Here is a 26515-nt window from a genome sequence, read left to right on the forward strand (position 1 = left end):
CAGTTTGTCACCCCAACTTCTCAAACAATTCCGCCAACACTACATTAGAAAATAAAAACCCTTGGGGATCAATCAAACGCAATCTTCCCTCTGCAACTTCCACCCAACCTTTCTCAAAATACAATTGCAAACACCGACAAATCTCCTCCACCTTCTGTTCGCCAAACGCCTCTACCAACGCCGCTAAACTCAAACCCTCTGCCAAACGCAACCCCAACATTAACGTTTCTAACAATACTTCCTTTGGGGGGGTAACATCACAATCAATTACAGCGCCAGCTTGTACCCACTGGTAATACTCTTTAGTTTTACGCGGACGAGTGAACCGCTTCCCCTCAACATAACTCGCCGCACCCATGCCAAAGCCATAATAAGGGCGGTTTTCCCAATACACTCGATTATGCCGACATTGATGGCCAGGTTGAGCATAATTAGAAATTTCATAATGCTCATAACCTGCACTAGTTAAAATCTGCTGCCCCATCTGGTACATTTTGACTGTGGCTTCATCCGTGGGTAAAGGAGTATCGCCAGGTTTGTAGTAACGACCAAAGGCTGTACCTGGTTCGATGGTAAGATCGTAAATGGAAATGTGAGTGGGTGCTATTACTACAGCTTTTTCTAAGGAATCCTGCCATTGATCCAAAGACTGATGCGGCAACCCAGAAATTAAGTCTAAGCTAAATTCGGGAATCTCGACTTGGTGGATTAATTCCACAGCTGCAAAAATATCTTCAACTGAGTGCGATCGCCCCGCCCTTTGCAATAATTCTGATTGGAAGGCTTGTACGCCCAAACTTACCCGGTTCACCCCTGCACGGCGATAGCCTGCTATGTGGGCTAAATCAAAGGTACCTGGGTCAATTTCCATAGAAATCTCTGCCCCAGACGCAATCCCAAAATGCTTCTCTAGTTCTGTCAGTATCCTTTGTAGCTGCTCTATTGAGAGCAACGAAGGAGTACCACCACCGAAGAAAATTGTCTTCAGAGGTTGACCAAATGCTGGTGTAATGGCAATTTCTTGACATAACACATCAACATATTGGGAGATAGTACCAGATGTTTCTCCCCGCAAGCGATCGCCGACAACAGATACCGGGAAATCACAATAAAAACATCGTCGCCTGCAAAAGGGAATATGCACATAAGCAGAACTCGCAATTCCAGAAATAGTAAATTTTTTACTCATTTTGAGAAAAGTTTTAAGTTAACCCAACTGCTAATTAGAGACAATAAAAATGAGGAAAGAATTCAGAAGTCAGGTGGTCACTGAGCGTAGTCGTACCACTTCGTGGAAGCAAGCTACGCGCAGCGTCTCCGACAGGAGAAGTGAGCCAAAAGCCAGAATAATTGTCAAATCAAGCGTGTAATGACTTCTTGATTTTATTAAACTTATTAAGTTTAGGTATCAAAGTCTTCTTAATTCTGACTTCTGGATTCTGGATTCTGAATTCTTACAAAATAAGTAGTTTATTTACAAGTTTTTGTCGTTTTACAACAAAACAATGAAAAATATTAAGATAAAAGCCTTTGGTTATAATAATTGCAGATATTGTCAGCCTAAACCCTTAGTGTAAGTCAATATCAATCATTTTATCTTACCGATGAGATAAAAAATACTTAACTTTATCGGTTAACACAGTTGCAGGAAAACAAGACAACCATGCTTGACGCCATTATTATTTTCTCATTTATCCTAGCAGCGTCGGGAATAGGGTTCTACAGCATTGAACTACTACCCAATGGGACGCTAGATCAAGTAACGAATCTAGAAGCTTTACGCTTAGTCGTTGCCGTCTTTGCCGCTATTATTGGTGGTGCGATCGGGCTGAGTTTCCAGACGACATATCGTCGCCTAGAATCACAAGTCAAAGAAATGCCTTTAGAAGCGATCTTAACTCGTGCGATCGGGTTAGTGATTGGGCTATTACTAGCCAACCTGATGCTAGCCCCATTATTTTTGCTGCCGATCCCGGCGGATTTTGGATTTATTAAGCCATTGGTGGCAGTTGTCGGTAGTATCATCCTCTCCGTCACTGGCATGAATTTGGCAGATACCCACGGGCGAGGTTTATTGCGGTTCATTAATCCCAACACTGTCGAATCATTAGTAGTGGAAGGAACATTAAAACCAGCCAATACCAAAGTTCTAGATACTAGCTGTATTATTGATGGTCGTATTGAAGCCTTACTAGAAACAGGGTTTTTAGAAGGGCAAATTCTCGTACCGCAGTTTGTCTTGCAAGAACTCCAACAAGTAGCGGATGCTAGCAAAGACCAAAAGCGGGTACGCGGAAGAAGAGGACTAGAAATTCTCAACCGTATTAAGGAAGATTATCCCGATCGCATCCTGATTAATGCAGTTGACTACGAAGATATTCCCACAGTGGATGCCAAGTTAGTGCGCTTCGCCCAAGAAATTAGCGGCACACTGCTAACCAACGACTACAACTTGTCTAAAGTCGCCAGTGTTCAAAAAGTACCTGTTTTGAATGTGAATGATTTAGTGAATGCCGTCCGTCCCAGTTATTTACCTGGCGACAACCTGGATTTAAAAATCCTCAAGGAAGGCAAAGAACCCAGCCAAGGCATTGGCTATCTAGATGACGGCACAATGGTAGTTGTTGAAGAAGGTAGCAGTTATGTGGGTGGTGAACTGCGAGTAGTAGTTACCAGTGCTTTACAAACTACAGCAGGAAGAATGATTTTTGCTAAACCCCAAGCTTCAGCATTGGCGTGAAATGGGATGTTCAATTCGAGTAACACTTACTAATCGGTGCAGGTTGACTGCACCGATTATTTATTGATTGGACTCACGAGACTCACTTACCTGTAAATACTGTAACTGCTCAATTGATAACCCTGTCACCCTGGCGATCGCCTCTAATGGCATACCAGTACTAAATAGATTTCTTGCCACTTCGAGTAACGCTTCAGCCTTACCTTCAGCCTTACCTTCGGCCTTACCTTCGACCTTGCCTTCAGCTTTACCTTCTTGTAGAATATCTTGATAAATCACTGACTCGCGCATAATATCTGACCTCAAAACTCGTTTAATAACCTCTTTATCTAATACTAAACCAGCTAAAATCGCTGTAGAGGCAGCAATATTACTTTGAGTTCTTAATTCTGTAATCCCGTTAATCTCTCGTGCAACTTCGGCAAGTATAATTTCTGGATCAATTGTATTGCTTAAGACCGCTAAAGGTAAGAGTCCAGGTGTTCTCAAAAATACTTCTGTAGGTTGTTCCCAAAGTCTGATAACTGCAAATTCATGTCGTGTCCCAGGAATTGTAAATGTATTTTGTTGCACCAAATTTGAATTTGTTGGCTTGAGATAAATTACGACTTGATGCATTGCTTTGTCTGGAAAGCGGCGATATGCTCGTAATCGATAGTCAATCATCCGAAAAGGAATTTCTGCATCGACTTGGGTTTGAAATTCTAAATGCAATATGCTTTGCTCCGACTGCAACAGAATTAGAGCATCAGCCCGAATGGGTTCGAGAGATAATTCTTTTGGACTTAGTTCTGTTAAATTAATAGATTCGCCTAATAACCATGTAGCGAAGTCACTGGAGAAGTTCTCAACTAAAAACTTGCAGATATTGTCAAACATCTGAATTAGTGTAGTTGGTGCAGATGGGTTCGCATGATGCTAGAAACCTATCTAATACATTGTTTGTATATTATGTACGACTATATGTCTATAATTCTATCAAACTAAAGTCTGCGGCTACACAAACAGAGTTATAGATTAGCAGGCTAATTATCTTATGGTCATTTACAGAAACATCATATATAGGAATCCGATTTGATTCCTGAATCACTCGTAGAGACAGGGAACAGGGAACAGGGGACAGGGAACAGGGAACAGGGAACAGGTAAAAAGGAATAAAAGTGTACTGAGTTTTTTCACCCAATCAAATATGAGTCCTATAGGAATCCGATTTGATTAATGAACATATTTGCGTAGGGAGGGAACAGGGAACAGAGAAAAAGGGATTTAGGGGTGTACTGAGTTTTTTCACCCAATCAAATATGAGTCCTATATAACTAAAAGTAACTTTTATTTTAGGGCTGATTTGTTGATTGCGTACACACCAAGTTTTGCAACGTCGTTTTTTTAGAATTTATGCAGCTTCAAGGTGTTAAGGATGCAAAAGTGTTAATCCCAAAATATACGGTTGTAGTATTGATTATTCCTATACCAAAAGTCGCAAACGATCTCGATCTAGTAGACGACTACGAGCAGCTACTATATATTTTGTAAATTGGACAGGATGCTTAACATACAATAATAGTGCTATGCCTTTGTAGTTAAAAATTTTAATAAACCACGAAGGCTTTAAAAAATCACAAAGCCGACTTTTGCAACACAACCGTATTTGATGGCTAAATCAATTGTTTCAACAAAACGGCTCGGCAGCCAGTTAATCCATTGGTTGCTTGAAGAAGACCGACGAGAGAAAAAAGGGCCTTACCGCAAGGAAGAAGCACATCGCCAGCATTCTTGGTGGCAGGTGATGTGCTTGACTGGTGTAGATTATTTCTCGACCCTTGGCTATCAACCAGGGATTGCAGCACTGGCGGCTGGCGCTCTTTCTCCTATAGCTACCCTGGTTCTGGTTTTGCTGACGCTGTTTGGAGCGTTGCCAATCTATCGGCGCATTGCTGCCGAAAGCCCTCATGGTGAAGGGTCGATCGCAATGTTAGAGCGTTTACTTTCCTGGTGGCAAGGCAAATTACTTGTACTGTGCTTACTTGGGTTTGTGGCAACTGACTTTATTATTACCATTACCTTGTCAGCAGCCGATGCCACAGCCCATATCATCGAAAATCCGCTGACACCAATTTGGCTTCACAATCAGCCGATCGCAGTTACCCTGATATTAGTTGCACTACTAGGTGCAGTCTTCTTGAGAGGTTTCCGAGAAGCCATTGGGATTGCAGTAGTTTTGGTGGGAGCTTATCTGCTGTTAAACTTCATTGTCGTTGGCGTTGGCGCGTATCAGATATTAAATCACACAGAAACGATCCCGAATTGGCAAACTGCACTTTTTGCACGCCATTCTAACCCTTTGATGCTAATCGGCATCTCTTTGCTCATCTTCCCAAAACTCGCGCTGGGATTGTCAGGTTTTGAGACAGGTGTTACCGTTATGCCCCTGGTTAAAGGTAGCAGTAACAGCACTTCGCATCATCCCAAAGGGCGGATTCGGAATACACGCAAGTTGCTCACCACTGCTGCTCTAATTATGAGCTTCTTTTTGCTTACCACCAGTTTTATAACCACTCTATTGATTCCAGCCGCAGAATTTGCATCAGGGGGCAAAGCTAACGGACGGGCCCTTGCTTATTTAGCACATCTATATCTAGGCAATGCCTTTGGCACAATTTACGATTTAAGTACTATTTCTATTTTGTGGTTTGCAGGTGCATCTGCAATGGCAGGGCTATTAAATATCGTGCCTCGCTACCTACCACGCTATGGCATGGCGCCCAATTGGGCACGAGTAACCCGACCTTTGGTGTTAGTCTACACAGCGATCGCTTTTGTTGTCACAATTATCTTTAAAGCAAGTGTAGAAGCCCAAGGTGGGGCTTATGCAACTGGTGTACTAGTGTTGATCACCTCAGCCGCCTTTGCCGTCACCTTATCAGCCCATCGTCACCGACAGAAGCGGGCCAGACTCGTTTTTGGCATCATTACACTGTTATTTTTATATACCACCATTGTTAATATCATCGAAAGACCAGAAGGGATTAGGATTGCTGGGTTTTTCATCGGTGCGATCATTTTTACCTCGCTGGTTTCTCGTGTTTGGCGTTCAACGGAACTGCGAGCAGAGCGAATTGAAATTGACGAACTTGCTAGACAATTCTTTGCCGAAGATAGCCAGGGAACAATACGACTGATTGCAAATCGGTTGAATACGGGCGATGTCCTAGAGTATTTTATGAAAGAGAAAGAGGTACGCGAAGACAATCATATTCCAGCCAACGATCCAGTTCTGTTTTTAGAAATTCATGTATCCGATGCTTCGGAATTTGCGGATGCGATCGTAGTAAAAGGGGTACAAGTTGGTGACTATCGCATCCTCCGGGCTGAAAGCGCAGCAGTACCGAATGCGATCGCAGCTTTACTACTTTACATTCGCGACCAAACAGGTAAGATTCCCCATGCTTACTTTGGCTGGGTTGAGGGAAATCCCATACAATACCTATTGCGTTTTATCTTGTTTGGCGAAGGTGACATTGCTGTAGTTACCCGTGAAGTACTGCGGCGGGCTGAAAAGAATCCCGATATGCGACCTGGTATTCATGTTGGGGGTTGATTCACGGAAGAGGACGAGTGGACAAGGGGACAAGGGGACAAGGGGACAAGTTTCCCTTTGTCACCCCATCCCCCCATCCCCTTGTCCTTTTCTTTTTCCCCTTGTCCTATAAAGATGTGGCAAAAAATAAACCAATGATAGAAGTAGCGATCGCAGCTTTTACCTCAAATTTGAACGAATTGCCTTAAAATTTATGTAAAGATGAGTCGCTTAATCTGAGATTAACTTTAAAATTATTTAACTTTTTAGAATGCCAGACGCGGAAAAGTTGCACAACCAGCTGGCTAATCACAAGCTGCTGCATCGGCAAGTTAGTAAAAAGGCAAATTCTTCGCTAGTAGCCAGTCAAGAAGAAGGAATGGTGCTTCAGTTGCCTGATGGCACTATCCAGGCTTGCAATGCCGCTAGCGATCGCATTTTGGGACTGACCGCCCAACAGCTTGTAGGGCAAAATTTGCTCGATCCCAAGTGGCAATTTATTCATCAAGATGGCTCTCCTTTACTCAGTAAAGCTCACCCGACGAGGGTTACTCAAAATACAGGTAAACCTTGCTTAAATGTGGTGTGTGGCTTTTATAAGCCAAATGGTGAGCTAGTCTGGCTATTGTTTTCCTCGCAACCTCTGTTTCAAACTGAAGGAAGCAATCTGTATGCGATTGTGACAACTTTTTCGGATATTACGGAATCTAAGCACGCTCAGTCAGAGGAAGACTGTAATTGCGAACAAGATACTCAACGATTTGATGCAGATGAATTTCAAAGACTGTGGGATAGTCATCGTCTGTTTCAACAAATTGCTGGCACTCTTCCGGGGATAATCTACATTTATGACTTAATTGAGCAGCGAAATTCTTACGTTAATTACGAAATTGCTCAAAGTTGGGGCTATACACCAGTAGAAATCCAGGCGATGGGAAAGGAGTTATTTACTCAACTTCTACACCCTGAAGATTTGGCTCGACTCCCTAGCTATTTAGAACAATTTAATTCTGCTTATCAGGGTGAAGTCCTCAGCTTTGAATACCGAATTCGACACGCTAATGGAGAGTGGCGCTGGTTTTGTAGCTATGATACTGTGCACAGCAGAACTGCTGATGGATTGCCGCAATATCTTTTGGGGATCGCTTTTGATATTACAGAACGACGACACATAGAAACTTCTTTGCGGCAAAGTAACGAAAGGTTTGAGCTAGCTGCGGCGGCGGTTAATTGCCTAATTTATGACTGGGAGATTAGCAGAAATACTGTGGAAAGAACTCAGGGTCTAACCCAGGTTTTTGGCTACACCCAAGAAGAAACAGAACCGACTTTCGAGTGGTGGCAAGAACGCATCCACCCCGATGACCAACAAAGAGTTAACGATCAGTTCATCGCTAGTATGGCCAATGGAAACCGTTATCGGATTGAATATCGAGTGCGTCACCAGGATGGCCGTTATTTGTGGGTGGTAGATCAGGGGTTTGCAGTCCGGGATGAAAATGCTCAAGTGGTTAGAGTAGTTGGTGCAAGTACTGATATTACCGAACAGCAAGCGGCTTTATGGGAACGTCAAAAAATTGAAACAAATCTGCGCGAGAGTGAAGAACGGATTCGGTTGGCGACTAATGCTGCTGAACTGGGTATGTGGTTTTGGAATATCACCACCAACGAGGTAATTTGGACAGAGAAATGTTATCAACTGTTTGGAGTGTCCCTAGAAGCCGAAATTAGCTTTGAGATTTTCCTCAACACTGTACATCCAGAAGACCGCCAATGCATTCATGAAGCGATCGCCCGCTCTCTGGAGGAAAATGTTGAGTGTGACATCGAATACCGCATCCCTTGGTCTGATGGTAGTATTCATTGGATTGCTGCTAAAGGTCGCGTCTTTTATGATGCCAAGGGTAAGCCAGTACGAATGATGGGTACTACCCAGGATATTACCCGACGCAAACAGGTAGAAAATGATTTGCGCCACCGCGAAACTCAATTAAGGCGCTTAGTTGATTCCAACATTATTGGCATTATGTTCGCCACTCCTGATTACATTACTGAGGCGAACGAGGCTTTTTTAGAAATGGTGGGTTATACGCGAGAGGAACTATTGACAGGTAAGATACGCAGACAACACATCACTCCACCTGAATATCATGCTCTCGATCGGCAGGGGCTAGAACAACTTTTAACGGTTGGGCTATTTACTCCCTTTGAAAAAGAATACATTCGTAAGGATGGTTCCCGTATTCCGATACTAATTGGTGGTGCCTTGGTGGAGCGAGATCCCGCATCTTGGATCTGTTTTATTCTTGATTTAACCCCCAGGAAACAATTAGAAAAAGCACTTAGGCAACAAGCAGAGGAACTCAAACAGGCAAACCGGAATAAAGATGAGTTTCTCGCAATTCTCTCTCACGAATTGCGATCGCCTCTCAACCCAATTTTAGGGTGGTCATCGCTACTCAAAAGCCGCAAATTTGATGAAGTGACTACAAATCGTGCTTTAGAAACCATCGAAAGAAATGCTCAATTGCAGATTCAATTAATTGATGAGTTGTTGGATGTCTCCCGAATTATTCGCGGTAAGTTAAACCTGACTTTTGCCACCGTTAACTTAGTAGCTGTAATTGATGCTGCATTAGAAACAGTCCGGTTAATTGCCGAAACCAAATCTATCCAGATTAAAGTACAGGTTGACCCCAATGTTGGTAAAGTGTTAGGCGATTATAATCGCTTACAGCAAGTTGTCGGGAATTTACTCTCGAACGCAGTCAAGTTTACTCCCTCTCGTGGTTCAGTGGAAATCAGTTTATCATTGAGTCGTGAATTAACTTTCCCCTCAGCACTAATTCAAGTTAAAGATACAGGTCAAGGTATTTCCCCAGAGTTTCTACCCCACGTATTTGAATATTTTCGTCAAGCCGATAGCAGCACAACCAGGACATTCGGCGGACTGGGACTGGGATTGGCAATAGTTCGTCACTTAGTAGAGTTGCATGGTGGTACTGTCAGAGCAGCTAGTCCAGGAATTGGACAGGGAGCAGTTTTTACTGTCAGACTGCCCGTGATGAAGGAAACTGACGGTGCAGAGAAAGCAGGAGGAGCGGGCGAGAAATTTAACTCGTCAGTTCTGCGTGGACTACGGGTATTAATTGTTGATGATGATGTTGACACACGAGAGTTTTTGCACTTCTTGCTACAACAGAATGGGGCGTTGATAACTGCCGCAGCATCAGTAAAAGAGGCGCTGATGATTATAGCACAGGCTGTACCTAATTTATTAATCAGTGATTTAGGAATGCCAGAAATGGATGGCTACAGCTTGATTAAGATGCTTAGAGCCATGCCGAAAGAGGAGGGCGGGGAAATTCCGGCGATCGCTCTTACCGCCTATGCTGGAGAAAGCGATCGCGATCGAGTTTTAGCAGCTGGTTTTCAGAAACACATTGCCAAACCAGTACAACCAACTGAATTACTCACCTCAATTACAGAATTGCTAGGGCAAAATCATCGCTAAAACTCTATTTCTGTTTATTAGATTTTAGGCTCAACTGAACCGTATTGAGTTATAAGGAATACACTATCATCAAGCTTAAATCTCAATCAACTTAACCATGACCAAGAAAGATTTGCTTCGCAACCAAATTTTCACGTTGGAAAATATTCTTTCGCCAGCAGAATGCGCTGAGTATATTACTTTAACAGAAAACATCGGTTATACAGATGCTCCTATTACTACCCACCGGGGTTTTAAAATGCGTCCCGACATCCGCAATAATCAGCGCGTTATTCTGGATGACCGGGAGCGTGCTTTTGATTTATGGCAGCGTGTGTCAAATTATATCCCCAAGACCATTGGTAGATGGCATCCAGTTGGGCTGAATGAGCGTTTTCGTTTTTATCGCTACGATCCAGGTCAGAGGTTTGCACCTCACCATGATGGTGCTTATCGACGAACGAATGGTGAGGAAAGTTTATTGACTTTCATGATTTATCTGAATGAAGGCTTTGAAGGCGGTGAAACCCGCTTTTATCTTCCTGAGTACTACGGAGATTTATCTAATCTAGCTGTGCTTCCAGTCACAGGTATGGCTTTGTGTTTTGTCCACGAACTAGTACATGAGGGCGCTATTATTATTCAGGGGCGAAAGTACGTCTTGCGATCGGATGTTATGTACAGTCAATAGTCGAGAAAGTGATTAACCAGCAAAATTAACAAAATTTAATCTAACTCCCGGCGTCCTTCTAACGCCCTCGCCAAAGTAACTTCATCTGCGTACTCCAAATCGCCACCTACAGGTAAACCAAAAGCAATCCGTGTCACCTTAGTAAATGGTTTCAATAGCTGACCGATATACAGGGTTGTGGTCTCCCCTTCTACACTCGGACTAATTGCCAGAATTACTTCTTGAGGTTTTTGCTGACTCACCCGACGCTGCAAAGCTAGTATATTCAGCTGATCTGGGCCAATTCCATCAATTGGCGAAATCACCCCGCCCAAAACGTGATACTTACCTTTGTATTCGCGGGTTTTTTCTAATGCAATCACATCACGAGGATCTGCAACAACACAGATAGTGTTATTGTCACGGTTGGCATTGCGGCAAATTTCACAAACAGGTTCAGCAGATAAGTGAAAGCAAACAGAACACAAGCCTATCTGTTTTTTTGCCTCAACTAAAGCTTGTGCCAAAGCTTCTACTTCTGCTTCTGGTCGTTTCAAAATATGCAAAGCCAGTCGTTGGGCACTTTTGGGGCCAACTCCCGGTAGGCGTTGCAATTGTTCAATTAACCGTGCTAAAGGGCGTGCGTAAACCGTTGTCTTGTCTCCAGAATGTTTTCACTTTAACTATGATGACATTTTTTGAGTACTTCCATCAGGCGCGACACTTCCAACTCGCGATCGCTCAGTTCTGGGCTTTGCAGCTATGCCAGTTTTGTGTCCACAGCAGGATATACGCTTGTTTGCTGTGAACCTTAGTTTTCAAACACGCCCTAGCAAAAACTTATCCCAACCACTCAGGATTTTTGGCTGTACTATCAAATTGGTTAGTAGTTTTAAACAGTTCATATTGACCTTTGAGAGCAGCTTGGCGAGTCCGATTCAGTAATGCTTTAACTTGTTCCTGACTCATGGGTGTAAAAGTACGTACTGCCTCGAAAGCCTGGTTTAAGATGGGCATACTTTCAATGCCTGTAATCACCGTTGAAGTTGGCAGATTCATTGCGTAATGCAGACATTCGATCGGTTTGACCACATTGCTTTTGAGAATGTTTTGGTCGCCCATTGATTTCATCCCCAGTACAGCAATTCCGTCTTGAACCAGTCTGGGTAAAACTTGCCTCTCAAAACTGCGGAAATGGGCATCCATCACATTTAATGGCATCTGCACTGCATCAAAACGGAAGTTATTTTGATTGGCAACTTCCAACATTCTCAGGTGTACTAAAGGATCTTTGTGTCCAGTAAAGCCTATGTAGCGAATCTTGCCAGCTTTTTGTGCTTCCACCACTGCTTCCATCGCACCACCAGGGGCAAAAATCCGGTCTGGGTCTTCCATACGAATGACTTCATGATGCTGCAACAAATCAATGTGGTCTGTTTGCAAACGTTTTAAAGATTCATCAATTTGTTGAGCCGCCGCCTTTTTTGTGCGCCCGTCGATTTTAGTCATCAGAAAAGCTTTTTGACGATAGCCATTTTGCAGAGCTTTACCCATGCGAATTTCGCTACCTCCATTATGGTAGTCCCAGCTATTGTCCATAAAATTGATCCCGCGATCGAGAGCAGTACGGATCAGATTAATACCCTCTTGCTCATCTTTTGGTCTACCAATATGATGACCACCTAGACCAATTACAGATATTTGTTCTTTGGTGCGTCCTAGTTGCCTGTAGAGCATTTCCCCTTTTTTTGTCTGGAGTGGGGTAGACTGATTTTGCGCTAAAACCTGTTTGGTTAAACCTTGTAAAGCAAATACCCCAGCTCCACCTAAACCAGAAGCAGAAACTACCTTCAGTAAATTTCGTCTGCTAATATCCACAAATTTATCCTTTTGCCACAGTATGAGAACTTTCTTTCATAGCTTTGCATGGAGCAAAATTCGTTGCTTCTAACTCTTGAAGGATAAAGGCACTGAGGTAGAGATAGATTTTTGATAGAGGGAAGGTAATAGAATATAGCGATTACCTGTTACGTGAGGTACAGATAATATTTTGAAACGCAAAGGGACGCAAAGTAAAGCGCAGAGGTACGCAGAGATTTGTATCTCAACAGACTAGGAAACGCTATAAGATTTTATCGTTGTGTAAGTAGAGGAAGCATTGGAGACATCGGCAGCAGAGGAAGAATCCGATCGTTGTATTCTCGCTCTCGTTTCAGTAGTTAAAATGTCAACTCCAACACAATACTTTAGTCCGAAAGTTTTCTTTGAGAATTGTTTCTAAATCTTGGCAAATATTATTTGTATTGCTAAATATTTTTTGCAAGATTTTTAAACCAGGACTTACGCAAAAATAGCCAAAAAGCTTAATTGATCGTAGACGCTTTGCGGCTTGCCGAAGGCTACCATCAAGACGCCAATAACGCCGATAGTTCGTAGAGTTTGCGTAAGCCCTAAAACATTTAGTGCGTGGTTTAAGAGTTGATAAATTCGAGAAAATTTATGTAGAAAAATCGTAATTTTAAACTTGATTGCGATAATACGTTTAGGTAAATCAAACCTGTTTATCTTAAACTATTAAAGTTCCCCGTACTAAACATGAGTAGAGTCAATGACTGCTTCATCACCAGAAAATTTAATCAGTTCATCAAGTACTCATACTTTAGATATAGCTAGACAAGAGTATCAATATAACTACATCCATATTCCATCAATTGCAATGCTAGATCGGCTTTCTCTTGCCGAAGAGTTCACCACTAACTGGTATTTTTTATTAGCCCAGCAGTTACGAGTTGTGTTTATCAATACCTTGATTGTCAATAGAGGCAATCAAGGTTCTAAATCGATTCGTGATGATGTCGCAAGGTTTATTTTAGAAGCCTTGCTCAAGGGAGCAGTACCAATAAAAATCAATATTCTGGCAAGAATCCTGCAAATTATCCCTCAGTTTTTACTCAAAGGTATATCTAAGGATGTTAGAGAACTCGACGATCTTTTTTATTCTATTCTGAAAGAAAACGGACTTGTGATCCTCAGAGATGCTCTAAATAGGATAATTAACCTTCTATACGAAGGACAGCGGACAGGACATGCAACCAGTCTCAAGGACTACGAAAATTTGTTTCAAGCGATCAGTGTGCCAGCGATCGCTAAAACTTACCAAGAAGATGAAGTATTTGCCTATATGCGAGTGGCTGGCTACAATCCCGTCACGATCGCGCGAGTAACGACTCCAGGCGATCGCTTCCCAGTCACAGAGGAACATTACCAAGGCGTGATGGGAACTGACGACTCATTAGCAGCAGCCGGACTTGAAGGCAGACTCTACTTAGCTGACTATAAAATTTTAGATGGTGCAGTCAACGGAACATTCCCACACGAGCAAAAATATCTCTATGCTCCTTTAGCACTGTTTGCCTTACCCAAAGGCTCAGACCCCAACCGTTTATTGCGGCCGATAGCCATTCAATGCGGTCAAACCCCAGGCCCAGATTATCCAATTGTTACCCCTAACTCCGGTAAATACTCTTGGCTTTTTGCCAAAACAATTGTCCAAATAGCAGATGCCAACTACCACGAAGCTGTCACTCATCTAGCAAGAACTCACTTGTTAGTTGGTGCTTTTGCGATCGCCACCGCAAGACAACTACCACTTACCCATCCCCTAAGAATTTTGTTGCGCCCGCATTTTGACAGCACCTTAGCAATCAACGATGCCGCCCAACGGATTCTCATAGCTCCAGGCGGTGGTGTCGATAGATTACTCTCATCATCAATCGATAACTCTCGCGTTTTAGCAGTGCTAGGGTTGCAAAGCTATGGTTTTAATAGCGCCATCTTACCTAAGCAATTCCAACAGCGCGGTGTAGACGATCCCAACCTCTTGCCTATTTATCCTTACCGAGATGATGCCCTACTAGTCTGGAATGCCATTCATCAATGGGTTGCAGACTACCTGAATCTTTACTACACCACGGATGAAGACATTCAAAAAGATAGAGAATTGCAAGCGTGGGCAGCCGAAATCCCAGCTTACGATGGTGGTCGCATCCCCGATTTTGGCGAAGATGGAGGTATCAAAACGCTCAATTACCTGATTGATGCCACTACGCTGATTATTTTCACTGCCAGCGCCCAACACGCTGCGGTTAACTTTCCGCAAAAAGATTTTATGGGCTACGCCGCAGCCATACCATTGGCAGGTTATTTACCAGCCTCAACTCTCAAAAGAGAAGTTACTGAGCAAGACTACCTTAATTTGCTCCCTCCCTTAGATCAGGCACAACGGCAATACAACCTACTCAGCTTGTTGGGGTCTGTGTATTACAACAAGCTGGGCGATTATCAGCAAGGATACTTTACAGACCAAAAAGTAAAACCTTTGCTACAAGCATTCCAGAGTCATCTTCAGCAGGTAGAAGATACCATCAAGCAACGTAATTTACACCGTCCACCTTATGAATATTTACTTCCTTCTAAAATTCCTCAGAGCATCAATATCTGAATTGGAAACAAATGCCCAATGCCCAATGACCCAAAATAAATACAATGACACTTAAAGATAAAGTTCTCAAAAATCACGATCGCCAGCTTTGGCTTGCACCTATACTAGCCAAAGTAGGTTACGATACTGCGATCGGCAAGTTTCTCCGCTTGATTTTTTATTACATGGATGCGTCAATCATGCTCAATGCATGGCGGGACTTTCTTTACATCCGTAAAGACAATATTGGAGACAAGTATTTTGCAGTAGACCAAGCAATTATGCATTCCTCTCACTCCCAGGTAAGAGAATTAATGCAAACCCAACCACAACTGCGGGGAAATGATTTAGGCATCATCAGAATATTAGCTCCAAGCTACCTGCTGGATAATCCTCTGAGCCTGGGAACAAACGGTAACGAACACACAGGATTACGTACTGTAATCTTACAAGCCTTACCGGAACCGTCAGGACAGATAGACTTTTTAGGGAATCTAGTTGAGCAAAGCCTGTTAGAAGCTGCTAAACAAAACAAATTACACATCGGCAACGATTTGCCAAAGATTATGCTGTCGAGTTTGCATCAACTAGTTTTTCAGATATCTTTATCTGAGGAAGAAATCACAGCATCCGATAGTTACATTAAAGGTTTAGCTCTTGCATCCTTGCCTAATTTTATCAGCAAGTATCTGCTGGCAATATTAACAGCGCCAAGAATTCGGCATCGTCAATATTTAATTAACCGATATAAACAATCACCTAAATGGGCATCTTACTTTGAAACAGGCGCTCAGTATCAGTTGAACGAACACCAAATTGCTAATACCCTTTTCGATATGATTCATATCGCCGGAACTGCCGGCACGAGTGCGCTTTTAGGATCTGTGATTGGTGTTCTTTGCTTAGATAATACTCTCAGAAATGATGTAGTGTCAGAAGTGAATGCAGTCTGGAATGGCAAGAAAACTTTAGACTCAGACGCTCTAGAACAGTTAACACTTCTCAATCAAGTGATTTTAGAAACGGCTCGTCTCTATCCACCTGTGCGATTTGTTAGCCAACTCACTACTGAAGCAGGTGAAGTTGAGATTGGAAAACAAAAATGTCCATTCCAAAAAGGTACTCGCTTGCTTGGCTCTATTCTTACAGCTAATCGGGATGCCAATAGATACCAAAATCCAGATGATTTTGACCTAACACGGAATTTTTCAGATATCTTATCTTGGAATGGCGAAGAGCATGAACGAGCTTGTCCTGGGAAATCCTTATCAATTGGCTTTATCAAAATTTTCTGTTTACATCTGCTCCACAACTATCAATGGGACTCAATTACAGAAGTCAAATGGGATTTTGAAAAAGTGACTGCCGTTACTCCTAATAATTTAGTACTACAAGGTTTTGCTCAACGACTGTGAGTAAGAGACTTACAGTAGGGGCGCACAGATGTGTGCCCTTACTTCTCGTGCTCGATTATGTAAGCTTAAAGCAAGTGGCATTCCTGAATTATAATTTGGTAATTGTTCTGGATTTTTGAGTTGATTTTACTCTTTTTCTAACGCCAGATTACTCATCTTTTCTCTGACTCGGTTCGTTAAAAATTTAGGTATTATTTTAGCACAAAGGAAGTAATTACAAATTATATGACTGAATTAATTGAAAAAAAGCAACTTAATAATATTGCAATCTGGATGATTCCAATCAAAGAAACAAACTTACCATCTGTCCTTAAGGGTGTGTTTTTTATGGATGGCAATCCACTGCCAGATACTTGCATTACTATGTACAATTTAGAATGGGATATAGAAAATAGAACTTTGCTTTTACCGATATTTGCCCCGTTACAGTGGACTTTTCATGACTCGATTGCTGGCTGGATATTACTACGTTCAATTCAATGGTTTAAAGTAAGTTACAAAATTCAGTTTGAAGATGAAACTTTGCAACAAGCTCAAGTCACACCTGTTTTTCTAGGAATATCAGTTCCAAAATCGATTGTCAGTTTCACAATGTCCCAAGACAAAAATTCTCTCAATGGAGATATCTGGCACAGAAAGAACGTTTGGTTTGGCGGACTTTCTCGGGCTGGTGAGTATACTCTCCGTAGGGTTGTTGATAAAGATGGTTCTTATACTCCTGCTTTTAACGATATGCTTACCAGAGTACAAAATGAATGTTTAGTAATTGAACGCCACTCAAATTGATTCGGCTTAGGTTAGTCAGCTAAAGCTTAGAGCCTTATCGCCCTCCCATCACTAACTCTTGTCACATTCCAGATTAAGCAAGTAGTAAATAACTAAACGATCCAGATTAGCTACTCAATTTAATTTTAAAAAGAACCTATCAATTAGTTATACCATTTGGAAAAATGATTGCGACACATGGATTCACACCAAGCCAGACGCACCAAGGCAATTCCCAATCCAAAATCTCAAATCCAAAATCTAAAATGGTATTAGCTATTATACGCGAATATGAAAAATTCAGTGCCTTCATAGATGAACTCTGCCATCTTGCACATACCCATCTTTTGATGTGCTTGAAGTGATGCTTTGTTATTTGCCTTGATGAACAGTATTCCTTCCTGCTTTGGTAGCAAATCTTTCAACTTAGCAAACATTCCCGCAGCAATACCTTGCCCACGCATCGTTTCATCAACACAAATAGGGCCATACAAGTAAGCATCTTTTGTACCAGGATAGGTTTGTAACATCACCTTTATAATTGGTAGATTAGCAGTTGTCTTTGACCAACTGAGTAAAAATCCCACAACTTGACCATTTTTTCGGGCTACAACGCTTGGCATTTGAGAGATAGTCATCATCACAGCCTCTGGCTCAAGATGACCTAATAACATACCACCATGTTCTGCGTCATTGGCTTGGGCCAACTTGACGATTCCAGTAACATCACTGGGGCTGGCACGGTCGATCGCTACATCATTGAGACACATACCTGGTTAATATAAATAGGAGAAAGACTTGGAGCAAAAGAATTTTCTTTTAGAAGAATAACAGAAATGACTTTAAGATTGACTGCTTTACTTTATCAGCCAGTAGTCTTTATGATATTTCTCGTTCAGTTTCAGTCAAAATTTTAACTAAACCTCCTATGCCCACTGTTGCAATTATCTATTTTTCTGGTGCAGGTCATACTCATCTTATGGCCCAAGCTATTGCTGAAGGTGCAAATAAAGTTAAAGACACCACTGTTGAACTGCTACGGGTTACTGGAGAGCAGATAGTCAATGGTCGTTGGAAGAATGATGAGGTAATAGCAACTCTCAATCAAGCTGATGCAATTGTTTTTGGTTCTCCTACTTATATGGGTGGTGTTGCGGCTCAGTTCAAGGCATTTATTGATGCTGCTAGCGAAATTTGGTTCCGACACGGATGGAAAGACAAAATCGCTGGGGGTTTTACCCATTCCAGCTCTCCTAGTGGCGATAAACAAAGTACACTCCTCTATTTAGCTACCAACGCAGCCCAACATGGGATGATTTGGGTAAATGTTGGAGACTTGCAAAGCTTTTTATCTGGTAAAGATGATGGGGTAAATCGACTCGGAGGATTTCTAGGTGTCATGGGTCAAAGTCAACTCGATATGAGTGGCAAAGAACCAGTGCTAGATTCGGGCGATTATCTGACTTCACTACGCTTTGGGGAACGGATTGCAGAGGCAACCAAACGTTGGGTTAAGTAGCTTTTGATACTTTTATTAGTTTGTAGCACTCTTGTATCTGACACAAATTCAAAGTTGCAGCAATGCAGCGATCGCTTGCAACAGGCACTACACTGCTACTATGCTAAAACTTCTAAAGTGCGTAGGCGTAGCCCAACCTAGCATCGCTGTTTTTTCTACTAATAAGAGTGCTTTTCTAATGGGAATACTTTATATATAGTAATTCCAACAAATAGAACTCCTGTAGTATGAGCTACTGTACTAATATTGATTGCCTACGTCCACATAATTCTGACAGTTCTCGTTTTTGCAATAGTTGTGGTCAGGAATTATTACTTAAACAGCGATATCGTCCACTCGCGGTCATTGGAAGCGGTGGCTTTGGGAGAACGTTTTTAGCTATTGATGAACATCTTCCAGACCGGCCCAAATGTGCAATCAAACAACTATGTTTTCAAAAGGAAAATACTGAGAATTGGCACAAGGCAGTCAATTTATTTCATCAAGAAGCGCTTCGTCTCAATGAACTAGAACACTCTCAAATACCCAAATTACTAGCGCACTTTGAACAAAATCAAAAGTTTTATATCGTTGAAGAATTAGTCGATGGACAAACACTCGCTCAGGAATTACAAAAACAGGGCGTTTTTCAAGAACCGCAAATTTGGGAGATATTAAAAAGTTTATTGCTCACATTGCAATTTATCCATTCTCGACAAGTAATCCACCGAGATATTAAACCGGAAAATATTATGCGCCGTTCGGGTCGAGGAGACCTGGTATTAATCGATTTCGGAGTTGCTAAATTCGCCAATAACATGAAGCAGCTTCGTACAGGCACCATAGTAGGTAGCCCAGAGTATATCGCTCCCGAACAAATGCGAGGAAAGGCATTGCCAGCCAGCGATCTTTACAGCTTGGGTGTAACATGTATTTACTTACTTACCAATGTTTCTCCCTTTGATTTATTCGATATTGCTAGCGATCGCTGGGTATGGCAAGAACATTTACCCGCAAACAATACTGTTAGCGTTCACCTCTGTGAAATCTTAGATAAACTTTTACAAAATGCTGTTTCGCAACGCTTCCAATCGGCAACAGAAGTTTTACAGACACTGGAGCAACAACCAAAGAAATTGCTAAATATTTCTAATTATCGTACAGTAAATACTATTGATTATACACATTTACGTGATTTATTAGCAAAAGGAAAATGGGAATCAGCAGATAAAGAAACTTGGGAACTAATATGTCAAGCGCTAGCAAAACCTAGTGGGAGTTATATATTTAGTAGCGATCTTGAGAAACTTCCCTGTGAAGATTTGCAGACTATTGACTTTTTATGGGTAAATTACAGTCATAAACGCTTTGGTTTTAGCGTACAGACACTTATTTACAAAAACGTGAATGGAGACTATGGAGTTTTTTGTAATCAAGTTGGTTGGCATATATACAATTCTAGTTATGCAAATTCGGAATTCAATTTTAGTCTCAAAGCACCAATCGGTCATTTACCCTCACGTCTTTGGATTGGTGGTTCTCAACTGTGGCGCTACCCCGATGCTTTAGCTGTAAAATTAGCAGCTTGTGGTATTAATCAGTTTCTCTAAAAAAAATTGTTGAATAAGATTACTAATAAACTCCTAGTTTATAGTGAGCGATTCATTGCTCAAAGCAATGATAATTAGGACTAAAGTCCTTACTACAAACTCTAATTGATTTACGTCTAGCTATTTATAATTTAACAGTGAGCTTTGTCGATCGCTCTTCATCTTTATGCCCCAGGTATCTCTCCCCCAATCGTTCTATCCACACTTACCCCTCACCGCTCTTGCGCCCATGCAGGATGTGACAAACCTCTGGTTTATGAAGGTGATTGCCCACTATGGCAGCCCTGACTACTTTTTCACCGAATATTTCCGCGTCAATGATACTTCACGGCTCAATCGTAGCATTCTGGCAGCAATCACCGAAAACGATACAGGTCGTCCCGTTTTTGCGCAAATGATTGGCGAAAGTATTCCAGATTTAGTAAGAACAGCAAAGGAACTTTGCAACTATAATATCGCTGGAGTTGACTTGAACATGGGCTGTCCAGCACCTAGAATCTATCGCAAAAATGTTGGGGGTGGATTGCTACTCTTGCCGGAAAAAGTGGATCGGATTTTGGGAGAATTGCGACAAGCAGTCTGCGATCGACCTTTAACCGTCAAGATGCGTGTAGGCTTTGAAAATACAGATAATTTTTACAAAATTCTAGATATAATCAATCGCCACAGTATTGATTTGCTCTCTTTACATGGTCGCACGGTGAAAGATATGTACCACGGGGCAGTGAAATATGATTTAATCGCTGAAGCAGTTAGACAAGTCCATTGTCCAGTGCTGGCTAATGGCAATATCAACTCGGCGACAACTGCTGTTGAAGTGCTTTCTCAAACAGGCGCGGCGGGTGTGATGGTAGGACGCTGGGCGATTGGGAATCCTTGGATTTTTAATCAAATTCGCCAGGCTTTGCGCTTCGAGACGATCGCGCCCGTTCCTTTGGCGGAGGTACGCAACTATATCGATCGTTTATGGCAAACCCCCACAGCAGCAACTATGCCAGAGCGATCGCGCCTCGGCTATCTGAAAATGTTCCTCAACTACATTGCCCTGAGTGTTGACACTGAAGGTCATTTTTTACGGTTGATGCGACATACTTCTACTGAGGCAGAACTGTTTAACCTGTGCGATCGCGTTCTTCTTAGTGATTTGACAAAAACTTTAGCCCTAGCACCTTCCTTGAGCGTGTAATATCGTGTCCGGCTAAAAATTTATCCATTTAGACCGTAGGGGCAGGGGGAAAGAGGCTTTTGCGATTTTTGCACAGATGCGGTAATCATAAGTGATACCAGTAATTGGAAAAAAGAATGCGACAAATAGACCATTTGTAGAGACGCGATTCATCGCGTCTTTACCTAAGCATGTGTTGCAATTTGAAACATAGTGTATATGTTTTTACAGCAATATCATCAATAACACCAGAATAAAAAGATCCCCGACTTTTTAAAGAAGTCGGGGATCTCAAGCTCTCAATCTGTGCAAATCAAATAGAATTACCCAAGCTATTTAATCGCACACAATATCACTCAAATTGCACAAGCGATCGCCCCGATACTACAATAAAACCCACAGAATCAAGTCTCAGAAGCGGCTGGCGAATTCCTTCGAGAATGGCTGCATTTAAAGCAGTTTCTATCTTCAATTCTTCAGCTAATGCGTTATCCCAACTTTGCTGATTTAAACGTAGTCGTAATTGTTCTACTCTATTGGCTAATTTTTTTTCGGCGACTTTAGCACAACTTTGACATAAATCAATAAAATCGGGACGATTGGCAAGTAATTCTGAAGAAGTGTTACGCATTTCATAGCAAAAATTTTGCCATTTACTAGGGTCAACAAAATCGTCAATAATTCCTAAGCGCTCTTTTGCTAAGTTGTAATCTCGTCCTTGATTATTGTTTTTATCTTTATATGGACGTTGCAGAATACTTAAGAGTGCTTTATCCTCAACAACCCGGATTGGCTGCTTGCGACCATCAACATAGATAGTTTCTATGATTGGTGGAAATAGAGCATCAACGCGGCGCTGCAAGTTTTTGAATTGAGAATTATCTAGTTTGTTATCTAGTAAAACTTGTTTGGCAATTTTTAAATTTGCCTCGACTACATAATTGCATTGAAAACCGAACCACTCTTTCCCTTCTTTCGCGTCCCAAGATGCATCAGTGCGCCATAGAGCAAAGGCTTCACCTCGGTCATCCCAGTTAATATAGTTCAAGAGTGCTTCGATAAATCCTTCGCCAACTCGAAAGAGTTTAACACCAGCATTCTGGTTTGCCACTCTGCGATTATAAGTACCAAATTGGTCTAGATAACTCTCTGCAAAACGGTCTTTTAACTCATTTATCGGCACCAATGTCCGCGTTGTCGGTTGATAACGTCGCATCTCTGATGAATCGGGGTTATTCAGTCCTCTGAATCCCAGCGCGTCACAAATCCAGCCTTCAATTGCTCGTTTAATTTCTAGATGACGAGCATCGTAATTATCTAGGTCTTGAAAATACTCGGTAGCAATTTCATCGTTTGCATCAATTTCATCTAGAGCATTTTGTTCGCTAATTTTGGCGATTTCTGCTTCAATTTGCTCTTGAATTGGTGAAACCATCTCTAACAATCCAGCCGCACCTGATTTAAACAAAACTGTTTCTAATTCTGCAAGTTTCTCATCAACATAAAACTGGAGACTGGCAATTGATTGTTGAAAAATACCAAAGCCATCTTTCAATACTTTATACCAAGCATTGTGAGGGCTATCTTCCAAATAGGGGCCAATCAAGGCACTAGATTGGATGCCAATTTTGCTGCCAATGCGGTCCAGTCTGCCAATTCTCTGCTCTAATTGATTAGGCGACCAAGGCAGGTCAAAATGAATTAACCAATCGGCAAACTGGAGGTTACGCCCTTCTTCTCCAGAGCGATCGCATACTAAAATAAAGCAGTTGGGGTTATTCTTGAACCGATTTAAGCCTTCCTCAACTTTGTCTGGCGATTCTCCGAATTGATGGCTAGCTATTGTCTCTGCACCAAAGGTATTAGATAAATATCGGACAATTTCGCCACCGGTTTGCACAAAACTGGTAAATACAACAAATTTGGGCAGAATATCGCCAGTAATTGGTCTTTTGATTCTCTGCTGTATTCTGGTGATGAACTCCTTTTGATTCTTCCGAACGTTTGCGGGAATTTTGAAATAAGTACCTAGCTGATTCAGCAGCACTGTTTTTAAATTTTCCGTCCGTTGTCCGTCCTCTTGAGGTTGACGAATAATTTTTAGTAAGGATTGCAGAATCTCTTCTTCGCCTGAGAATTTGGGGGTTGTAGTTAATAGGCGAATATCATCTTCTTTAAACTCCTGGGTGAGTTTAGTATGAGGTTTACCAGTTAAACGCGCTGTAATTACCTGCTCTAAAATGCCTAACCAAGTACCAGCAGCTAAGAATAACAACAGAAAAATTCGCTGATATTGCTTTTCATCAGGAGCAACACTTTGCCATTGATTGAGTAGTTCGTGGATATCAAGCGATCGCTCGTCTAAATCATACTCTTCTTTCGGCGTAAAGTTACGGTCAAAGATCACATCTTCCACCGCAGCGCGACGGTTGCGAAGCATTCGCCGATGTAGTCGATAGATATCGCTGACATGGACGCGAATTGCTTGGACGATTTGCTCTTGCTCGGTAGAATTTGCTGGTAAATTTTCTAAATCATCCGCCAGCTTCAGTAAATACTTATCCTCAGCCAAGAGCTTTCGTAGTTGCTGCAAGTTGCTTTTGAGAACCTCTGGTTCTGCACCTTCTTTAAAAGAAAGCAGAAGTTTACCAATTTGCTGACGGCTTTCAACTTTGGTGCGGAAACCTGCTAAATCGCCCAATTTATAGGTTGTCGGGTCGAGTAAGTGCAACATCGCCAGAAAATCTTGCTCGTGATTGAGAACCGGAGTGGCAGATAATAAAAGTAAGCGATCGCTTTTATGAGCCAGTTCTTTGCAAGTCTGAAAACGCTGGCGCACTGTTGCATCCTTAGAGGTTGCCATTGCTGCGATGTGATGAGCTTCATCTAAAATTAAGCAGCCTATCCTTGCTTTCAGGTTGATTTTATGAATATCTTCAACCGCCAGCACCGCTACCCGTTTGCCAAAATGGGAGATGTAAAACTTGTTTTCTAACTCAGTCCGCCATTGTTTGAGCAAATATTGCGGAACTATCACCACCGCACCTTTTTTCGGTTCGTCGAGAAGAAATTGACGCAGAATCGCACCCGCTTCGATGGTTTTTCCCAGTCCCACCTCATCTGCTAACAAGTAGCGTTGAATTGGGTCTTCTAGTACCCGCCTGACTACTTCAACTTGGTGAGGATAAAGATTAATATTTGCCGAAATCAGTCCCGTCATCCCGCGACTCACAGCGCGTTGCTGAGTCAAGGATTTCACGAAAGCCAATCTTTTGTCGTGGAAATAGGGCGTTTCGTGACCCTTCATCGCCAGAGTTTGGATGGGGTCTGTATTTGGTAGATTACACCGAACGTAAATATCTTCAACAGATGCGATCGCAGTTTTCTTATCTGGTAAATCAATTTGATACATTTCTGTATCATCATCCCAGATAAAAACTCTGCCAACTATCCACTTATCCTGAGTTTGGGACTTAATATAGCATCGAGCCTGGGGTTCCAGCTTCACTTGAGAGAGCGAACTTAAAGGTAAAGTTTTTTGGAGACGTTGGCCTATAGAGCAGAAATACTCCACATTTGCATTGGTATCAGATATTTCCGTAACTTTTCCGATACCCAAAGAGTTATTCTGGGACTGTACCAATAAACCAAGCTTAATCATAGATCCAGTCCCCTGAACACACTAAAAGAACCTTCCAGACTAGTTTTTAGCCCATATCTGGCAGTTTTATCGATCAACATTATAAATAATAAACTGGTATTACAGTTTTTGTTAAAGCGATATCTACGACTGGCTATTGGGCGTTGTACCACCATAGGCAATTAACAAAATTAGCAATTTTTAGCTAAATACACCATGTAGTAGAGATACAGCATTGCTGTGCTTCTACTACGATATACGGTTCAATTAAATAAAAACTGGTGTAAATTCACATTTATCAGTAAAGCGTAACGTTGTTAAATGCATGACGCATTGGCATTGTCAGCCGATGCAATCGCATTGTTTGCCGACGCATTGGCATTGTCAGCCGATGCAATCGCATTGTTTGCCGATGCAATGGCATTGTTTGCTGATGCAATCGCATTGTTTGCTGATGCAATGGCATTGTTTGCCGATGCAATGGCATTGTCAGCCGACGCAATGGCATTGCAGGGATTGCCAAATTTAATTCGCTACGAATTAATGAAATGCTGTACTTAGCTGATTATGTGGTGTAACAGATTTCCCATTTAGCTTGAGAAGGCCACGATACAATTAAGATTGTGTACATTTATTTACTATGAAGAAAATTAGAGACAACACAATTAAGTTAAATCAATTTTTAAAGTTGATGGGTATAGTGCCAACTGGAGGTCAAGCCAAGCTGATGATTCAAGGTGGCGATGTCCAAGTAAACGGGATGCTGGAAACTCGACGAGGACGGCGACTAGTACCGGGCGATAAAGTGACAATCCAAGGACAGACTTTAGAAGTGAATTTGAACAACAATGAAGACCCAGATGTAATGATAGATTTAACCGAACAAACCGAGTAAAGAAAGTTGATTCCAAAGTTACAAGTTTCTTTTTTACCTTGTGAGTAATGCTGCAAATTTCCAATAATGTTATTATCCCACAGACTGAGATTGAAATTACTGCGATTCGCTCTCAAGGAGCAGGAGGACAAAATGTAAATAAAGTTTCTACCGCGATCCACTTGCGCTTCGATATTGCAGCTTCATCATTACCCGATTATTATAAACAACAGCTTTTAAAGCTCAGCGATCGACGCATTAACCAAGAAGGAGTAGTTGTAATTAAAGCTCAGGAACATCGAAGCCAAGAGAACAATCGCGAGTCAGCCTTGAAACGACTTCAAGAACTCATTCAAAGCGCAGTAGTCGTGACAATCAAACGCAAACCCACTAAACCAACCCGCAGTTCTCAAAGAAAACGCCTTGACCACAAAAGTAAACGCGCACAGATTAAATCTAACAGAAGACAGGTGACAGATTGTTAATTCATCGATTATTTATAGAGAACATAAGTAGATAGACATAATTAAATATCAAATCAACTCCTAGTTTTTCGTGAGCGATTTATCGCCCAGAGCAAGGATGATC

Annotated in this window: 19 protein-coding genes; 13 read left to right on the top strand and 6 right to left on the bottom strand. The window is 41.9% G+C overall.

The annotated features are described in order from the left end of the window. Window positions 1–7: 7 nt before the first annotated feature. The gene (gene hemW / locus NSTC731_RS11550; RefSeq protein WP_445630920.1) at window positions 8–1189 is read right to left on the bottom strand and encodes a radical SAM family heme chaperone HemW; all 1182 of its coding nucleotides are present in this window, start codon (window positions 1187–1189) and stop codon (window positions 8–10) included. 474 nt (window positions 1190–1663) lie between these two features. On the opposite strand from hemW, the gene NSTC731_RS11555 reads away from it, so the two are divergent. Continuing rightward, window positions 1664–2740 (top strand): PIN/TRAM domain-containing protein, encoded by a 1077-nt coding sequence (locus NSTC731_RS11555; protein WP_322714619.1) that lies wholly within the window; start codon window positions 1664–1666, stop codon window positions 2738–2740. 60 nt (window positions 2741–2800) lie between these two features. Here the strand turns inward: NSTC731_RS11555 and NSTC731_RS11560 are convergent, their stop codons facing one another. Continuing rightward, window positions 2801–3619, bottom strand: a complete 819-nt coding sequence (locus NSTC731_RS11560) for an Rpn family recombination-promoting nuclease/putative transposase (RefSeq protein ID WP_445630921.1) — start codon at window positions 3617–3619, stop codon at window positions 2801–2803. Window positions 3620–4391: 772 nt separating this feature from the next. Between NSTC731_RS11560 and NSTC731_RS11565 the strand changes: the two genes are divergently transcribed. From NSTC731_RS11565 to NSTC731_RS11575, 3 genes are all read left to right on the top strand, one after another. Next, on the top strand, window positions 4392–6338 hold the full coding sequence (locus NSTC731_RS11565) for an amino acid transporter (protein ID WP_445630922.1): 1947 nt from the start codon (window positions 4392–4394) through the stop codon (window positions 6336–6338). Window positions 6339–6588: 250 nt separating this feature from the next. Continuing rightward, a complete protein-coding gene (locus NSTC731_RS11570) occupies window positions 6589–9831 on the top strand; it encodes a PAS domain-containing protein (protein WP_445630923.1) in 3243 nt (1080 codons plus the stop codon). A 97-nt stretch (window positions 9832–9928) separates the two neighbouring features. Further along, window positions 9929–10501: a prolyl hydroxylase family protein gene (locus tag NSTC731_RS11575; RefSeq protein WP_445630924.1), complete on the top strand. Its 573-nt coding sequence runs from the start codon at window positions 9929–9931 to the stop codon at window positions 10499–10501. A gap of 35 nt (window positions 10502–10536) precedes the next feature. On the opposite strand, the gene recR is transcribed toward NSTC731_RS11575, so the two are convergent. Both recR and NSTC731_RS11585 read right to left on the bottom strand, forming a co-directional pair. Beyond that, a complete protein-coding gene (recR, locus tag NSTC731_RS11580) occupies window positions 10537–11094 on the bottom strand; it encodes a recombination mediator RecR (RefSeq protein ID WP_322638705.1) in 558 nt (185 codons plus the stop codon). A gap of 226 nt (window positions 11095–11320) precedes the next feature. Next, window positions 11321–12358: an aldo/keto reductase gene (locus NSTC731_RS11585; RefSeq protein ID WP_445630925.1), complete on the bottom strand. Its 1038-nt coding sequence runs from the start codon at window positions 12356–12358 to the stop codon at window positions 11321–11323. A 730-nt stretch (window positions 12359–13088) separates the two neighbouring features. On the opposite strand from NSTC731_RS11585, the gene NSTC731_RS11590 reads away from it, so the two are divergent. From NSTC731_RS11590 to NSTC731_RS11600, 3 genes are all read left to right on the top strand, one after another. Then, a complete protein-coding gene (locus NSTC731_RS11590) occupies window positions 13089–14981 on the top strand; it encodes a lipoxygenase family protein (RefSeq protein WP_445630926.1) in 1893 nt (630 codons plus the stop codon). A gap of 44 nt (window positions 14982–15025) precedes the next feature. Beyond that, window positions 15026–16375 (top strand): cytochrome P450, encoded by a 1350-nt coding sequence (locus NSTC731_RS11595; RefSeq protein WP_445630927.1) that lies wholly within the window; start codon window positions 15026–15028, stop codon window positions 16373–16375. Between the two features lie 225 nt (window positions 16376–16600). After that, window positions 16601–17161 (top strand): hypothetical protein, encoded by a 561-nt coding sequence (locus NSTC731_RS11600; RefSeq protein ID WP_445630928.1) that lies wholly within the window; start codon window positions 16601–16603, stop codon window positions 17159–17161. Between the two features lie 251 nt (window positions 17162–17412). Here the strand turns inward: NSTC731_RS11600 and NSTC731_RS11605 are convergent, their stop codons facing one another. Further along, window positions 17413–17910 carry a GNAT family N-acetyltransferase gene (locus NSTC731_RS11605; protein ID WP_445630929.1) on the bottom strand — a complete coding sequence of 166 codons (498 nt, stop codon included), beginning with the start codon at window positions 17908–17910 and terminating at the stop codon, window positions 17413–17415. 158 nt (window positions 17911–18068) lie between these two features. Between NSTC731_RS11605 and NSTC731_RS11610 the strand changes: the two genes are divergently transcribed. The 3 genes from NSTC731_RS11610 to NSTC731_RS11620 all read left to right on the top strand — a co-directional run bounded on the left by NSTC731_RS11610 (window position 18069) and on the right by NSTC731_RS11620 (window position 21434). After that, the gene (locus NSTC731_RS11610; RefSeq protein ID WP_445630930.1) at window positions 18069–18659 is read left to right on the top strand and encodes a flavodoxin family protein; all 591 of its coding nucleotides are present in this window, start codon (window positions 18069–18071) and stop codon (window positions 18657–18659) included. Window positions 18660–18886: 227 nt separating this feature from the next. Further along, the gene (locus NSTC731_RS11615; RefSeq protein ID WP_445630931.1) at window positions 18887–20248 is read left to right on the top strand and encodes a protein kinase domain-containing protein; all 1362 of its coding nucleotides are present in this window, start codon (window positions 18887–18889) and stop codon (window positions 20246–20248) included. 166 nt (window positions 20249–20414) lie between these two features. Continuing rightward, window positions 20415–21434, top strand: coding sequence for a tRNA-dihydrouridine synthase family protein (locus tag NSTC731_RS11620; RefSeq protein ID WP_445630932.1), 1020 nt, complete (start codon window positions 20415–20417; stop codon window positions 21432–21434). Window positions 21435–21765: 331 nt separating this feature from the next. Here NSTC731_RS11620 and dpdE read toward each other — a convergent pair whose 3' ends face one another. Beyond that, a complete protein-coding gene (dpdE, locus tag NSTC731_RS11625; protein WP_445630933.1) occupies window positions 21766–25074 on the bottom strand; it encodes a protein DpdE in 3309 nt (1102 codons plus the stop codon). Window positions 25075–25374: 300 nt separating this feature from the next. Here dpdE and NSTC731_RS11630 point away from each other — a divergent pair, with 300 nt between their 5' ends. The 3 genes from NSTC731_RS11630 (at window position 25375) to arfB (ending at window position 26412) form a co-directional block, all read left to right on the top strand. Continuing rightward, window positions 25375–25614: a hypothetical protein gene (locus NSTC731_RS11630; RefSeq protein WP_445630934.1), complete on the top strand. Its 240-nt coding sequence runs from the start codon at window positions 25375–25377 to the stop codon at window positions 25612–25614. Window positions 25615–25693: 79 nt separating this feature from the next. Then, window positions 25694–25948 carry an RNA-binding S4 domain-containing protein gene (locus tag NSTC731_RS11635; RefSeq protein WP_322638696.1) on the top strand — a complete coding sequence of 85 codons (255 nt, stop codon included), beginning with the start codon at window positions 25694–25696 and terminating at the stop codon, window positions 25946–25948. Between the two features lie 47 nt (window positions 25949–25995). Continuing rightward, window positions 25996–26412 (top strand): alternative ribosome rescue aminoacyl-tRNA hydrolase ArfB, encoded by a 417-nt coding sequence (gene arfB / locus NSTC731_RS11640; RefSeq protein WP_445630935.1) that lies wholly within the window; start codon window positions 25996–25998, stop codon window positions 26410–26412. Window positions 26413–26515 lie beyond the last annotated feature (103 nt).

The sequence above is a fragment of the Nostoc sp. DSM 114167 genome (assembly GCF_052692655.1).

Coding starts and splice junctions, on each gene's coding strand:
- NSTC731_RS11555 (WP_322714619.1), top strand. CDS start 1,664: ATGCTTGACGCCATTATTATTTTCTCATTTATCCTAGCAGCGTCGGGA.
- NSTC731_RS11575 (WP_445630924.1), top strand. CDS start 9,929: ATGACCAAGAAAGATTTGCTTCGCAACCAAATTTTCACGTTGGAAAAT.
- dpdE (WP_445630933.1), bottom strand. CDS start 25,074: ATGATTAAGCTTGGTTTATTGGTACAGTCCCAGAATAACTCTTTGGGT.
- NSTC731_RS11630 (WP_445630934.1), top strand. CDS start 25,375: ATGCATGACGCATTGGCATTGTCAGCCGATGCAATCGCATTGTTTGCC.
- NSTC731_RS11595 (WP_445630927.1), top strand. CDS start 15,026: ATGACACTTAAAGATAAAGTTCTCAAAAATCACGATCGCCAGCTTTGG.
- NSTC731_RS11620 (WP_445630932.1), top strand. CDS start 20,415: ATGCCCCAGGTATCTCTCCCCCAATCGTTCTATCCACACTTACCCCTC.
- NSTC731_RS11610 (WP_445630930.1), top strand. CDS start 18,069: ATGCCCACTGTTGCAATTATCTATTTTTCTGGTGCAGGTCATACTCAT.
- NSTC731_RS11605 (WP_445630929.1), bottom strand. CDS start 17,910: ATGTGTCTCAATGATGTAGCGATCGACCGTGCCAGCCCCAGTGATGTT.
- arfB (WP_445630935.1), top strand. CDS start 25,996: ATGCTGCAAATTTCCAATAATGTTATTATCCCACAGACTGAGATTGAA.
- NSTC731_RS11590 (WP_445630926.1), top strand. CDS start 13,089: ATGACTGCTTCATCACCAGAAAATTTAATCAGTTCATCAAGTACTCAT.
- NSTC731_RS11565 (WP_445630922.1), top strand. CDS start 4,392: ATGGCTAAATCAATTGTTTCAACAAAACGGCTCGGCAGCCAGTTAATC.
- NSTC731_RS11600 (WP_445630928.1), top strand. CDS start 16,601: ATGACTGAATTAATTGAAAAAAAGCAACTTAATAATATTGCAATCTGG.
- hemW (WP_445630920.1), bottom strand. CDS start 1,189: ATGAGTAAAAAATTTACTATTTCTGGAATTGCGAGTTCTGCTTATGTG.
- NSTC731_RS11560 (WP_445630921.1), bottom strand. CDS start 3,619: ATGTTTGACAATATCTGCAAGTTTTTAGTTGAGAACTTCTCCAGTGAC.
- NSTC731_RS11635 (WP_322638696.1), top strand. CDS start 25,694: ATGAAGAAAATTAGAGACAACACAATTAAGTTAAATCAATTTTTAAAG.
- NSTC731_RS11615 (WP_445630931.1), top strand. CDS start 18,887: ATGAGCTACTGTACTAATATTGATTGCCTACGTCCACATAATTCTGAC.
- NSTC731_RS11570 (WP_445630923.1), top strand. CDS start 6,589: ATGCCAGACGCGGAAAAGTTGCACAACCAGCTGGCTAATCACAAGCTG.